Genomic DNA, 14,327 nt, shown 5'->3' with positions numbered 1-14,327 from the left:
AATTACCAACTCTGATCACCGCGCTTTATGGATTTATGTAGCGGGTATGTGTATCGGATCTGAAGGATCCATGGGCGTGTTTGTTGCTGTGGCCTGTGTATTGCTCAAATAAGGGTATAAAATGTTTAATTTTTCAGGATTGATTTCCAGATAGTTGTTTTGGAAATGCGGTCCCATGTAGTCGAAAACGAAAAAATGTTTTGCATATGTGTTTAATCGCGCTATATTTGCATTCCATTTCGCAGCAAGCGCTACTGAAATGGAAGATTGCCCGATAGTATAAAGGTAGTACGACGGTTTTTGGTACCGTTTGTCTAGGTTCGAATCCTGGTCGGGCAACACAAATAATTCGGATTCTCTGATCATTATTCTAGAGTACATCTAATTCGACATCCGGATTTATACTCCCACTAAAGATCAGAGTTTCAATTCTTTATTGCACTCATAAGTTCCGAAATCCGAACGAATAAAATGCCATTCCAACCCAATCACGTTAAGTTATTTGCCGGTTCAGGTTCCACACTCTTAGCAGGCAAGATAGCCAGCTCCTATGGGAGAGACCTGGGTGATGTTGTTACAGCTCGTTTTAGCGACGGAGAATTTCAACCATCTTTCAATGAATCTGTCAGAGGTTGTGACGTCTTTCTGATTCAGTCCACCAATCAACCTTACGATAATCTGATGGAGCTCTTATTGCTGATAGATGCAGCGAGAAGGGCTTCTGCGCATTATATAACGGTTGTTATTCCTTATTTTGGAATGGCGAGACAGGATAGAAAAGATAAGCCACGTGTGGCTATCGGGGCAAAGTTGATTGCTAATCTGCTTACTGCTGCCGGTGCTCACCGTATTATGACGATGGATCTGCATGCTGCACAGATTCAGGGATTCTTTGACATTCCGGTAGATCACCTGGATGCCTCTGTTATCTTTGTTCCTTATATCAAGAGTCTGGGACTTAAAAACCTGACGATCGCATCGCCAGATATGGGTGGTTCTTACCGCGCACGTACTTTTGCCAAGTTCTTCAATGCAGAGGTGGTGATTTGTGATAAGCGCCGAAAGCGTGCAAACGAGATTGAATCCATGTCCATCATCGGAGATGTAACCGGACAGGATATTGTGTTGATGGATGATATCTGCGACACGGCAGGAACGCTGGCTAAAGCAGCAGCACTGATCATGGAGAATGGAGCAAACAGTGTAAGAGCGGTATGTTCACATCCGGTGCTTTCAGGAAACGCTTACGAAACTGTTGAGAATTCTGCGCTGACTGAGCTTATCGTTACGGACACGATTCCGTTGAAGCGTCCTTCAAGCAAGATCAAGGTATTGTCGACAGCCGATCTTTTTGCTAAAGCTATTTCGATCGTTCATGAGCACGGCTCGATCAGCGGTCTCTTTAATGTAGACCAAAATTTGAATACAAATAACTAAATATATAATATGAAAACTATCGCTATTAGCGGTTCCCTAAGAGGGAACGTAGGGAAACGCGACGCAAAGGAACTGCGTTACGAAGGTAAAGTGCCTGCAGTTCTTTATGGTGGAGAAGGCCAGAAGCATTTCGCTGTAGAAGCAAGTGATTTAAGAGCTTTGATTTACAGTGCAGATGTAAGCTTCGTGGATATTCAGATTGACGGAACTTCAACTCAGGCAATCATTCAGGATGCGCAATTTCATCCATTGACTGAGCAGGTTATACATGTGGACTTTTTACAACTTCATGCTGACAAACCTTTGGTTATGCAGATTCCAGTTAAATTAACCGGAACTTCTCCAGGTGTTAAGATGGGTGGTAAGTTGGTGCAGAAACTTCGCAAGCTGCGCGTTAAAGCATTACCAGCTGCAATGCCTCAGTATGTTGAAGTGAGCATCGAGCCATTAGAAGTAGGAAAGTCTGTTCGTGTTCGTGACCTGAAATTCGAAGGTTTCGACGTTACCAACACTCCTGAGGATACTATCGTATCTGTAACTACTTCACGTGCGTTGAGACAAGCGGAACAAGAAGCAGCGAAGAACAAATAATTCTTTCGTCTTCAGATTTACAAAAGAGGTTGCCTGAACAGGTAACCTCTTTTGTTGTTTAGTGACCGGAAGAAGCTAACTTGAGGAGCAGAACTTTCGGGTCTGGACTTTTAGTATATTTTTGTAGGGAGAAGGCGTGCAGGTACACGGATATTGTCGTGTATGCTTTGTATAGTGCTCCTGAACTTTTTAAGAGATTATTGATGAAATACCTGATTGTAGGTCTGGGAAATATGGGACATGAGTATGCGGATACGCGGCATAATATTGGATTTATGATCGCTGATGAGCTTGCTAAAAAGGCAGAAGTGAGCTTTGTTAACCTCCGGCTCGCCTATTATACTGAATTTGGTTTCAAGGGGAGGAAGGTTTACGTGATTAAACCGACCACGTATATGAATCTGAGCGGAAAGGCACTTAACTACTGGATGCAGGAACTGAAGATTCCGGTAGAAAACATTCTGGTACTGGTAGACGATCTGGCCATTCCCTTTGGGAAGGTCAGGATCAAGCCAAAGGGAAGCAGCGCAGGACATAACGGGTTGAAGAGCATTGAATCTGTGCTGGGCGGTTCGAACTACGCGAGGCTTCGGTTCGGAATTTCCGATAATTTTCCGAAGGGGCGGCAGGTTGATTATGTGCTGAGTGGCTTTGACGATGATGAACGCCCGGCACTACCGGCGTTGATTGATCGTTCTATAGAGATGATAGAAAGTTTTGTGACAGCAGGCGCAGAGTTGACAATGACGCGTTTTAATAAATAGCTATGGTAAAGGTATATGGTATAAAAAATTGCAGTACAGTAAAAAAGGCGCTGGACTGGCTGGATAAGCATGGGGTTGCTTATGAGTTTCAGGATTTCAAGAAGTGGGGTGTTGCAGAGGAGCGTCTGATTGCCTGGGCTAAGGCACTGGGCTGGGAATCGCTTGTTAACAAAAGGGGAACTACCTGGAAGCAGCTTGATGATGAGGTGCAGAGCAGTGTAGTTGATGCTGAATCAGCCTTTCCGGTTTTGATGGAAAAAACCAGTATGATCAAACGGCCGGTTGTTGAGCTCGGAGATCAGGTGATCCTGGGTTTTGATGAGGCAAGGTATGCCCAAGCTTTCAATATCAGGTAAATCGAGTGTTAATATGTTCATTACTGTACCGGCTCCATGTGGGGGCGGGTGTCAGAAGCTTATACTTTATGCATCTTAAAAGCTTTTTAATTCCTCTTTCATTTGTGTTGTTCGCCTCTGCTGCTAAGGCGCAGCAGTCTGAGAGTTTTTTTGCAGATGATAAAAATTCGAACGGATATAATTATACGGAAGCGTTTAGCGGCTCTGTGTACACCCGTGCAGGCAATCAATACCGGTCGGCATCCGGTAAACCGGGACATGCTTACTGGCAGAATCGTGCTGACTATGATATTGACGTGGTGCTGGATGAAAAGCAGAAGACCGTTACAGGTTCGGAGGTGATCACTTACACGAACAATAGTCCGGACGACCTTGAATTCGTTTGGCTACAGCTGGATCAGAACTTGTTCAAGCAGGGATCCCGTGGTTTGAGCGTGGTGCCTATCAGTGGAAGCAGGGGAGGCATCAACGACAAGCAGTTTGACGGTGGTTTTAAGATAAAAACAGCGAAGCTAGTCGATAAAAACGGAAAGGAAACGGAGCTTAACTGCATGATTGACGATACACGAATGCAGCTGATGTTGCCGGAGCCGCTCAAGGCGGGCGGTAGCAGTCTCCGGTTGAAGATAGAGTTTTCGTTTATCATTCCGGAACGAGGGAGAGACAGGATGGGGATCCTGGAGACCTCAAACGGGCCGGTTTTTTCTGTTGCGCAGTGGTATCCGCGCATGAGTGTTTACGATGATATTTCGGGCTGGAACACAAGCCCATACCTTGGACCTTCTGAATTCTATCTGGATTATGGAACCTTTCATGTGAATATCACGGCTCCGGCAAATCATGCCGTTGTATGTTCCGGAAAGTTGCTCAATCCACAGGATGTTTATTCGGAGAGTCAGCAGAAAGCCTGGGTGCAGGCTGAGCGCAGCGACAAGGTGGTTGTGATCCGTTCGGAGAGGGATGCAAGAAGTGCATCGAGACCTGTGGCAGGAACGAAGACCTGGAAGTTCCGGATGGAAAACACCAGGGACGTAGCCTGGGCATCGTCTGCTGCGTTTATGATCGATGCCGCACGAATTAACCTTCCGGAGGGCAGAAGTTCTCTTGCTATTTCTGCGTACCCCGCTGAGTCGGCAAGCAAGCTGGCCTGGGGACGTTCGACTGAATATGTTAAGGCATCTATCGAATATTATTCGGCCAAGTGGACGGAGTACCCTTATCCTGCAGCGATCAACGTAGCGAGCAATGCCGGCGGGATGGAGTATCCGGGAATCGTTTTTTGCGGAAGTACTGCCCGTGGAAGTTCATTATGGAGCGTGACTGACCATGAGTTTGGACATACCTGGTTCCCGATGATCGTTGGTTCAAATGAAGGTCTTCATCCCTGGATGGACGAAGGTTTGAATTCGTTTATCAACGAACTGTCGACTGCGGCGTTTAACAAGGGCGAGTACGACAAGGGGGGCCGGAATATGCGAAAGTGGACGTCTTTGATCATGGATCCGGCCCTGGAACCTGTGACGAATAGTGCCGACAATATGAAAGAGCGGAATGTAGCGTATCTGGCTTATTATAAACCCGCGATTGCGCTGTCGGTATTGCGGGAGAACGTGCTCGGACCTGAGCGGTTTGACCGCGCGTTTAAAGCCTACATCGACCGCTGGGCATACAAGCATCCAACACCTGATGATTTTTTCAGGACGATGGAGAATGTAAGCGGCGAGGATCTGAACTGGTTTTGGCGTGGTTGGTTCTTTAACAACTGGAAGCTCGATCAGGCGGTATCAGGAGTGAGTTATGTAAAGAATGATCCGTCGAACGGTGTTCTGATCACAATAAGCAACCTGCAAAAGATGGTTATGCCTGTTGTGGTTGAAATCAAATTAAAGAGCGGGAATACAGAAAGGGTGCAGCTTCCGGTGGAGATTTGGAAAAGCGACAAGAGCTGGACCTTCCACCATCCTACGACTGAAGATGTCGTATCGGTTACTATCGATCCCGATCAGACGCTCCCTGATATGAACACAGATAATAATATTTGGAAAGTGAAAAGCTAGTTTAAGAAGATCTTAGTTTTTGTGCGGAAATTTCTGTGGCAACACCTTGATAATCAAAAAAACTTGCTACCTTTGCATTCCTTTTTAGGACAATAGAGTAAAGCAAAATTAATTTAAAAACAAAAAACGTAAATGCCTACTATTCAACAATTAGTTAGGAAAGGTAGAGTAGCTCTGGAGGATAAGAGTAAATCCCCAGCGTTGGACAGCTGTCCACAGCGAAGAGGCGTGTGTACCCGTGTATACACTACTACCCCTAAAAAACCAAACTCAGCAATGCGTAAAGTTGCGCGTGTTCGCTTAACAAATGGAAAAGAAGTGAATGCTTACATTCCAGGAGAAGGACACAACTTGCAGGAGCACTCTATCGTATTGATCAGAGGAGGTCGTGTTAAAGATTTACCGGGTGTACGTTATCACATCATCCGTGGTGCACTGGATACTTCAGGTGTAGCCGGAAGAAATCAACGTCGTTCTAAATATGGTACTAAGCGTCCTAAGCCAGGACAGGTAGCTGCAGCACCGGCTAAGGGTAAAAAGAAATAAGCAAAGGAGGATATATAAATGAGAAAGTCAAAACCAAAAAAGAGAATTATCCTGCCTGATCCGAAGTTTAATGACGTGATGGTAACCCGTTTCGTAAATAACATGATGTACGACGGAAAGAAATCGATTGCTTATTCTATTTTCTATGATGCTGTAGAGTTAGTTGAAAAAAGAACTAGCGAAAGCGGTCTTGAGGCTTGGAAAAAAGCGTTGAACAACGTGATGCCTGCTGTAGAGGTTAAGTCTCGCCGTGTAGGTGGTGCTAACTTCCAGGTACCTACTGAAGTTCGTGCTGAGCGTAAAATTGCTTTAGGAATGAAGTGGTTGATCCTTTACTCTCGTCGTCGTGGTGAAAAAACCATGATGGAGAAATTAGCAGGAGAGATCATTGCTGCTTCTAAAGGTGAAGGTGCAGCGGTGAAGAAGAAAGAAGATACGCACAAGATGGCTGAGGCTAACAAGGCGTTTTCACACTTCCGTTTCTAACAATAAAGATTACATAGATTTAAAAAAGATTACATTGACAAAGACTAGTTTTGAACTCAATGTAGTCTTTTTTTGGTCATAGAGAATCACAAAAATAAAATGGCAAGAGATTTAAAATACACAAGAAATATAGGTATCGCTGCCCATATTGACGCCGGTAAAACTACAACTACTGAGCGTATTCTTTATTATGCAGGGGTTAGCCACAAGATTGGTGAAGTGCACGAAGGTGCTGCAACCATGGACTGGATGGCTCAGGAGCAGGAGCGTGGTATCACGATCACATCTGCTGCTACTACTGTAAACTGGAAATACAGAAACCAGAACTATCATATCAATATTATTGATACTCCGGGACACGTGGATTTTACTGTAGAGGTAAATCGTTCTTTACGTGTTCTTGATGGTCTTGTATTCTTGTTTTCAGCTGTTGACGGTGTTGAGCCTCAATCAGAAACTAACTGGCGTCTGGCTAACAACTATAATGTTGCCCGTATCGGTTTCGTTAACAAAATGGACCGTTCTGGTGCTGACTTCTTAAAGGTTGTTAAGCAGGTAAAAGAGATGCTGGGAAGTAATGCAGTTCCATTGCAGTTACCTATCGGAGCTGAAGATACTTTCAAGGGAGTGGTTGATCTGATCAACTTCCGTGGTATCGTTTGGAATGAGCACGATAAAGGTATGACCTTTACTGAAGTGCCTATCCCTGAGGATATGGTAGAAGAAGCAACTGAGTGGAGAGAGAAATTACTTGAATCAGTAGCAGAATACGATGAGAGTTTAATGGAGAAGTTCTTCGATGCTCCTGAAACTATCACTGAGCGCGAGGTTCTTGATGCTTTACGTCAGGCTGTACTTGATGCTAAGATCGTTCCTATGGTATGTGGATCATCTTTCAAAAACAAAGGTGTTCAAACCATGCTAGATTATGTGATGGAACTTCTTCCTTCACCTATGGATGTTGAAGGTATCGTTGGTCATCACCCTGATACAAACGAAGAGATCCTTCGTAAACCGGATGTAACTGAGCCGTTTGCTGCTCTTGCATTTAAGATCGCAACGGATCCTTTCGTTGGTCGTCTTTGCTTTATCCGTGTTTATTCAGGTAACCTCGAAGCCGGATCTTATATCTATAACATGAGATCAGGAAACAAGGAGCGTATTTCCCGTATCTTCCAGATGCACGCTAACAAGCAGAATCCTATCCCTAATGTAGGTGCTGGTGATATTGCTGCGGTAGTTGGATTTAAGGATATCAAAACTGGAGATACTCTTTGTGATGAGAAAAACCCGATCATTCTTGAATCTATGGTGTTCCCTGAGCCGGTAATCGGTTTAGCGATTGAGCCAAAGACTCAGGCTGACGTTGATAAATTGGGTATGGCTCTTGCTAAATTAGCAGAAGAGGATCCTACCTTCCACGTAAAAACTGACGAAGAAACTGGCCAGACTGTAATTTCAGGTATGGGTGAGCTTCACTTAGACATCCTGATGGATCGTTTGAAACGTGAGTTCAAAGTGGAAGTTAACCAGGGTGCTCCTCAGGTTGCTTACAAAGAAGCAATCACCGGAACTACTCAACATCGTGAGACATACAAGAAACAAACTGGTGGTCGTGGTAAGTTCGCGGATATCCAGGTTGTTATCTCTCCGATCGATGCAGATTACGAAAAAGGCGGACTTCAGTTCGTTAACGAAATCTCTGGTGGTGCTATTCCTCGTGAATTCATCCCATCTGTTGAAAAAGGTTTTGCTGCTGCCATGGCTAATGGTGTATTGGCAGGATACCCGCTTCCAGATATGAAGGTTCGTTTGATCGATGGATCTTTCCACGCGGTCGATTCAGATGCTCTATCTTTTGAAATTTGTGCTCGTTCTGCATTCCGTGAGGCATTGCCGAAATGTAGACCAGTTTTGATGGAGCCAATCATGAAGGTTGAAATCTTGACTCCTGAAGAAAACATGGGTGACGTTATCGGTGATATGAACCGTCGTCGTGGCCAGCTTTTAGGTATGGACTCTCGTGCAGGATCTCAGGTTATCAAAGCAACCGTGCCTCTTTCTGAAATGTTTGGTTATGTGACTCAGTTGCGTACGATCACTTCTGGACGTGCAACGTCTACAATGGAGTTTGATCACTATGCTGAAGCTCCTCGTAACGTTCAGGATGAAGTTATTGCTAAAGTAAAAGGCGCTAGAAATAGCGGTTAATAAAAATAAAATCGCCCTGCTTAACCAATAGCTCTTAAGCAGGGCTTAATTAAAAATAAGATGAGCCAAAGAATTAGAATTAAATTAAAATCTTACGATTACAACCTGGTTGATAAATCAGCTGAGAAAATCGTTAAAACTGTAAAGCCTACTGGCGCAGTAGTTAGTGGTCCGATTCCTCTTCCAACGGAAAAGAGAATCTTTACAGTATTGCGTTCACCGCACGTAAACAAGAAAGCTCGTGAGCAGTTTGAATTATGTGCTTACAAGAGACTTCTTGATATTTACAGTTCTAATTCTAAAACTGTAGATGCTTTAATGAAACTTGAATTGCCAAGTGGAGTTGAAGTTGAAATCAAAGTTTAAGTACCTCGAGTACTCTGAAATAAGAAAGGCGGATAGTTTACTATCCGCCTTTCTTTGTTTTATATACTTAAAAACTTATCCCCGGTATCCGAGCTCATCAAGTTTATTCCTTTCATCCTGCAGCTCTCTTGCTAATTTCTTTTCTCTTTCATTAGCCTTTACTTTATATGTCTGGAACTCTGTAGAGAGTTCTTCGAAGAGCTTCACGCGATATCGCGCCTCTATTCTTGCCCTTGTAGACTGGATAACACAAATTGTTAACGCGATGGCCAACAGGATTACAGCTCCCCACATAATCATATTATAGGTTGCTTTGTCCATCGGGAATCCCAGGAAGCTCACCTGATTTACCTTTGTTGTTGATTCGGCAAGCTCTTTCTCGTTGGAAGAAAGGTTATCCTTGAGGCTTTTGAGTGACGAACTGAGCGTGTTAACTTTCGTTCTTGCTTCAGCCAGACTTCTTCTCTCTTTTCTGAGTGTATCAGCAGTGCTTTTCCAGAATGCAGACAGGCGGTTTGGATTGATCAACTTGTAACCATCCATGTTGCGGGATTTCCTCAACATCTCTGTATACTGCATATTCAATGTCTGATTGGCAGCTTTGGTGGTATCCTGTGCATTTGTTTGATTCAAAGCTCCGCATAGCAGCATGCCGGCTAATGATAAACTAAAAAAAAAGGATTTTTTCATGGTGTCTGTAAATTAAGTAAATGTATCTATGGGTACCAAAGCCCCACGCTATCTCGGCAATAATAGGTTAAAGTTCTTACTTGTAAAAATAAGATCTAAAATCAATGTATATATTTACGGTATGAATATCGGGATCATCGGCTTAGGAGATATGGGCTCAGTATGTGCCAGGAAATGGGCTTCCAAGGGATTTACTGTGTATGGCTGTGACCTTCCTGAGCGATATGAGCAACTTATTGAAGAATTTCGCGACACGTCTGTGATCATTCTTAAAACCGGCAATGACGTGGCGCGAGTGGCAGATTTCCTGCTATATTCCGTGGAAGCATCTAATATTGGGAGCGTGGTGTCTCAGACAGCCAGTTCTGTTAAGTTTGGTTCGATCATTTCAGGTCAGACATCTGTGAAGACCCCTGAGATTGCTGCTTTCGAGAAATATCTTCCGGATGACGTTCATATTATTACCTGCCATTCCTTGCACGGTCCGGCTTTCTCGACAACAGGTCAGAAGCTGATCGTTGTGAATCATCGCTCCACAACAGATGCATACCGTGCTGCGCTCGACGTATTTGAGGCTCTCGAGTCTGAAATTATCGAGGTGCCCACTTATCAGCAGCATGATCAGATCATGGCCGATACCCAGGCGGTAACGCATATGGGCTTTGAAAGTATGGGCACAGCATGGAAGAATGCTGGTTTTTACCCTTGGGATCATGGGGCTTATTCAAACGGAATTGATAATGTCAAGATACTAACTACGCTTCGTATCTTTAGCTACAAGGCGCATGTTTACGCTGGTCTGGCCATTCTGAATCCTTTTGCGCGTAAGCAGGTGAGACAATACGCGAAGTCAGAGTCAGAGCTTTTTAAGATGATGATTTGTGAGCAGGAAGACAAGTTCCGGGAGCGTATTCATGCTGCAAGTAAATTCGTGTTTCATGGGGAACGCGACTTTATTACACTTGATCCGGATGTTATGAAGGATTTCAAGATGGCTGAAAAGGCTGATGACTATATGCCGAATTCGCATTTGAGCCTGTTAGCTATGGTAGATGCCTGGTATCAGTTGGGGGTAAATCCTTACGAAAACCTGATCTGTCAGACACCCCCGTTTCGCCTGAGGCTAGGCATTGCGGAGTATCTATATAAGAATGCTGACCTGCTCGAGGAAACCATCCAGACGGCTTTGTATGACAAGAGCATCCGCGCGGATGATCTGGAGTTTCACTCCGCTGTGCGAGAATGGGCCTCTATTATCGAGTATGGTGATATGAGCGGGTACTTGTCGCACTTCGAACAAGTAAAGGAATTCTTTTCCGACAGGTTACAGGAGGGTGCACAGCAAAGTTCTAAATTAATCGCCAGGTTGACATCGTAAGTTGTTCTTAAAGCTGTTCAAACAAAAGAAGCAGTTTCGCGGTTGAAACGGTACAACTTTGCAATATGACTTTACGAAAGATACTTCTTTTAGGAATAGGTGGCTCTCTTATATTTGGCGCCTGCAGTGCAGAAAATAACCCTGCATCGAAGGGCAGTGATACTGGTTCACATTCAGCTGACACCAGCCAGCTTCCTCAGCCGGGTGAGTCGAAGACGAAGTTCAGTAAAGTCATTGGTTGGCCTGAGGGGAAGACCCCTGTCGCCCCGGCAGGATTCACAGTCAGCAAGTTTGTGGGAGGCTTAACTAATCCCCGTTGGATATATGTTGCGCCGAATGGCGACATTTTTGTGGCTCAGGCGACCACAGAAGGTAAAAAAGCCTCGGATATCGTATCAGGAAGAGCCGGTTCTCAGAACCTCGGTGAAAGCCCTAATTCTATTCTGATCTTCCGGGACGGTAATCAAGACGGGAAGCCGGAAGTTGCGGAGGTGTTTCTGTCTGGTCTCCATCAGCCGTTTGGAATGCTCGTCATAGGAGATTCTTTCTATGTTGCCAACACCGACGGCTTATGGCAGTACCCCTACAAAGAGGGACAAAAGAAGATTACTGCAAAAGGTAAGAAGATTCTGGAACTTCCTGCCGGAGGATATAATAATCACTGGACTCGCAATATCATCGCGAATGCAGATAAATCAAAAATCTATGTTTCAGTAGGCTCAGGAAGTAACGTTGGGGAAAACGGTATGGAGCATGAGGTTCGCAGAGCGAATATTCTCGAGATCAACCCTGACGGCAGTGCTGAACGTATCTTTGCTGCGGGGCTTCGCAATCCCGTGGGGATGGATTGGAATCCGGAAACTAAGCAATTGTGGACTGCAGTGAACGAGCGGGACGAACTTGGGGACGATCTTGTTCCTGACTATATCACCAGCGTAAAGGATGGTGCTTTCTACGGCTGGCCATATGCTTACTTCGGGCCGAATGAAGATCCGCGGATGAAGGGTCAGAAGCCTGAACTTGTTAAGAAGACTATTGCCCCTGACTTAGCTGTCGGTGCTCACACCGCATCGCTCGGTCTTGCTTTCTATAAAGCTGCAGCCTTCCCTGCCAAGTACAAGAATGGCGCCTTTATTGGCCAACATGGGTCTTGGAATCGTTCTGAACTTTCCGGCTACAAGGTCGCTTTCGTTCCTTTCCAGGGAGGTAAACCATTCGGGAAACTGGAAGATTTTCTCACTGGATTTATTGTAGAAGGAGGAAAGAGCGAAGTTTATGGTCGTCCGGTTGGAGTCGCAGTGCTCAACGACGGATCTCTACTGGTAGCCGATGATGCGGGTAACACCCTATGGCGCGTATCGTCCGATAAAAAATGAAACGAATAACACTACTAGCTTCCCTTCTCTTTTCTGGTTTTTACTCTATTGCGCAATCAACAGATAGCGTGGGGCGACTACACACGGTAGAGATAAATGCTTATTTTATCAAGCAGCCCGTGCTCAGTTTGCCAGCCTCTGTTAGCGTCTTAAGTACAGGAATGCTCGCAGAGCAGCAGCCTTTCTCCCTGGTACCGGCAGTTAACTCTCTTCCAGGCATCAGAATGGAAGAACGCTCGCCTGGTAGTTACAGGCTTTCTATACGTGGCAGTCTATTGCGCTCTCCATTCGGTATAAGAAACGTGAAGATGTACATGGATGATTTCATTCTGACGGATGCAGGCGGGAACACGTATCTCAATGCGATTGATGCCAGCAGCCCTTCAGAAATTACGGTGCTTAAAGGTCCTGAGGCTAGTGTTTTTGGTGCGAACACCGGAGGCGTTGTGATGATCAGGACAGAAAAGGCCGACTCAGCTTTGCTAAAAGCAAATATAAGCGGCGGCTCTTACGGGTTGCTTTACCAGAACGCGTCAATTCAGCAGAAGTGGAAGGATTTTAGCCTGAATATCCATCAGGCCTATCAACGATCCGATGGCTATCGGGAGAACAGTGCCATGAACCGAAAGTACGTTCAAGCCAGGCCTCAATGGAACTATTCTGATCGTGCTTCGTTAGGAGCCCTGCTCTTATACTCAGACATGCATTATGAAACCCCAGGAGGATTAACCTTAGCGCAATTAGCGGCTAATCCGAGGAGCGCAAGACCTGCGGGAGGCCCTAATCCAGGTGCTGCTGAACAACAAGCCGGGATTTATAACAAAACATTCTTAGGTGGGTTGATGCACGAGACAACATTTAACAGGTACTTTAAGCATGTCATCGCTTTCACAGGCTCGATAACCGACTTCAAAAATCCGTTTATAACCAATTATGAAGTCAGAAAAGAGAAAACTGTCGGGCTAAGAACCTATTTTCAATATATAGGGGATGCAATACCCCTGACGCTGCAGCTCGGCTACGAAGGGCAGCAGACGCATTCAGATATCAGCAATTACGACAATAACAGGGGCGTTAGAGGAAACCCGCAGTCGGCAGATCAGCTAAACGCCAGGCAGCAATTCCTCTTTTCGCATCTTACCTTCCAGGCAAGCGACAAGCTATTGCTTGAAGCGGCTGCCAGCGTAAACTTCAATGGTTACAAGTATGGCAGCTTGGATGCAGCTGCATCCGCCCTTGCGCGCAAGAACTTCGATGTGGAGATCATGCCGCGGTTCGCTGCTTCTTATATGTTATCAGAAGAAGTAGCTTTAAGAGCGTCAACCAGCAGAGGGTACTCTGCACCCACAATTGCAGAGGTACGCGCTTCTGATCAGGTGATCAACACCAGTCTTCAGTCAGAGTCAGGATGGAACTACGAAGGAGGACTTAGGATGTCCCTTGTCAACAACCGGCTTTATTGGGACGCCGTGGTTTTCCGCTATGATCTGCAAGACGCGATTGTTCGCCGGGTGAATGATGCTGATGCAGAGTTCTTCGTTAATGCAGGAGGAACGGACCAGTCAGGTCTGGAGTCGCAACTCATCTACTGGTTAATCCCCACCAGAAAGCAGGGCATCCTGCGCAGCGTACAATTGAAGAACAGTTATACCTACAGCGATTTCTCGTTTGATAGCTATCAAAGTGGTTCAGAGGACTTTTCTGGTAACAGGCTGACGGGCGTTCCTAAACACATGCTGGTAAGCTCCGTCAACCTCGGCTTTGCAAAGAACTATAGTTTATTTATCCAGCATAATTATACCTCAGATATCCCGCTAAATGATGCAGGCAGCGTATATGCATCCAAGTATCACCTTTTACAGGCAAAGGCAAGTTGCCGGATCAGGATGGCTAATGGTACGAGCATTTCTCTTTATGCAGGGGCAGATAATCTCCTTAATGAGGACTATAGTCTGGGTAACGACCTGAACGCTTTTGGAGGGCGATACTTCAACCCAGCTGCCAAAAGGAACTTCTTTGCAGGATTGAGCGTAGATTTATAGTTCTATCCTTCTATCTTTGCGGAAAAT

The 14,327-nt window shown here is 45.2% G+C and carries 13 protein-coding genes and 1 tRNA gene; 13 read left to right on the top strand and 1 reads right to left on the bottom strand.

What is annotated here, in order from left to right:
• Positions 1–268 precede the first annotated feature (268 nt).
• From ACO1NU_RS17175 to rpsJ, 10 genes are all read left to right on the top strand, one after another.
• A tRNA-Gln gene (locus tag ACO1NU_RS17175) sits at positions 269–339 on the top strand.
• Between the two features lie 132 nt (positions 340–471).
• Positions 472–1,437 carry a ribose-phosphate pyrophosphokinase gene (locus tag ACO1NU_RS17170; RefSeq protein ID WP_448819732.1) on the top strand — a complete coding sequence of 322 codons (966 nt, stop codon included), beginning with the start codon at positions 472–474 and terminating at the stop codon, positions 1,435–1,437.
• Between the two features lie 9 nt (positions 1,438–1,446).
• Entirely contained in the window at positions 1,447–2,028 is a 582-nt protein-coding gene (locus tag ACO1NU_RS17165; protein WP_448819731.1) for a 50S ribosomal protein L25/general stress protein Ctc, read from the top strand.
• A gap of 203 nt (positions 2,029–2,231) precedes the next feature.
• On the top strand, positions 2,232–2,792 hold the full coding sequence (pth, locus tag ACO1NU_RS17160; protein WP_448819730.1) for an aminoacyl-tRNA hydrolase: 561 nt from the start codon (positions 2,232–2,234) through the stop codon (positions 2,790–2,792).
• Between the two features lie 2 nt (positions 2,793–2,794).
• Positions 2,795–3,148 (top strand): arsenate reductase, encoded by a 354-nt coding sequence (locus ACO1NU_RS17155; protein ID WP_448819729.1) that lies wholly within the window; start codon positions 2,795–2,797, stop codon positions 3,146–3,148.
• A gap of 68 nt (positions 3,149–3,216) precedes the next feature.
• The gene (locus ACO1NU_RS17150) at positions 3,217–5,205 is read left to right on the top strand and encodes a M1 family aminopeptidase (protein WP_448819728.1); all 1,989 of its coding nucleotides are present in this window, start codon (positions 3,217–3,219) and stop codon (positions 5,203–5,205) included.
• Positions 5,206–5,337: 132 nt separating this feature from the next.
• The gene (rpsL, locus tag ACO1NU_RS17145) at positions 5,338–5,751 is read left to right on the top strand and encodes a 30S ribosomal protein S12 (protein ID WP_448819727.1); all 414 of its coding nucleotides are present in this window, start codon (positions 5,338–5,340) and stop codon (positions 5,749–5,751) included.
• An 18-nt stretch (positions 5,752–5,769) separates the two neighbouring features.
• Positions 5,770–6,237 carry a 30S ribosomal protein S7 gene (gene rpsG / locus ACO1NU_RS17140; protein WP_448819726.1) on the top strand — a complete coding sequence of 156 codons (468 nt, stop codon included), beginning with the start codon at positions 5,770–5,772 and terminating at the stop codon, positions 6,235–6,237.
• A gap of 99 nt (positions 6,238–6,336) precedes the next feature.
• Positions 6,337–8,448 (top strand): elongation factor G, encoded by a 2,112-nt coding sequence (fusA, locus tag ACO1NU_RS17135; protein ID WP_448819725.1) that lies wholly within the window; start codon positions 6,337–6,339, stop codon positions 8,446–8,448.
• 60 nt (positions 8,449–8,508) lie between these two features.
• A complete protein-coding gene (gene rpsJ / locus ACO1NU_RS17130) occupies positions 8,509–8,814 on the top strand; it encodes a 30S ribosomal protein S10 (protein ID WP_016197132.1) in 306 nt (101 codons plus the stop codon).
• A 75-nt stretch (positions 8,815–8,889) separates the two neighbouring features.
• Here the strand turns inward: rpsJ and ACO1NU_RS17125 are convergent, their stop codons facing one another.
• Positions 8,890–9,504: a hypothetical protein gene (locus ACO1NU_RS17125; protein WP_448819724.1), complete on the bottom strand. Its 615-nt coding sequence runs from the start codon at positions 9,502–9,504 to the stop codon at positions 8,890–8,892.
• A gap of 28 nt (positions 9,505–9,532) precedes the next feature.
• Between ACO1NU_RS17125 and ACO1NU_RS17120 the strand changes: the two genes are divergently transcribed.
• The 3 genes from ACO1NU_RS17120 to ACO1NU_RS17110 all read left to right on the top strand — a co-directional run bounded on the left by ACO1NU_RS17120 (position 9,533) and on the right by ACO1NU_RS17110 (position 14,300).
• Positions 9,533–10,882, top strand: a complete 1,350-nt coding sequence (locus ACO1NU_RS17120) for an NAD(P)-binding domain-containing protein (RefSeq protein ID WP_448819723.1) — start codon at positions 9,533–9,535, stop codon at positions 10,880–10,882.
• 65 nt (positions 10,883–10,947) lie between these two features.
• Positions 10,948–12,258 (top strand): PQQ-dependent sugar dehydrogenase, encoded by a 1,311-nt coding sequence (locus ACO1NU_RS17115; protein WP_448819722.1) that lies wholly within the window; start codon positions 10,948–10,950, stop codon positions 12,256–12,258.
• Complete coding sequence (locus ACO1NU_RS17110; RefSeq protein ID WP_448819721.1) at positions 12,255–14,300, top strand: TonB-dependent receptor; 2,046 nt, start codon at positions 12,255–12,257, stop codon at positions 14,298–14,300. The genes ACO1NU_RS17115 and ACO1NU_RS17110 overlap by 4 nt, the downstream gene beginning before the upstream one ends.
• The last annotated feature ends 27 nt before the right edge of the window (positions 14,301–14,327 follow it).

Source organism: Arcticibacter sp., assembly GCF_053551015.1.
This window is presented reverse-complemented; position numbering and strand designations above follow the sequence as displayed.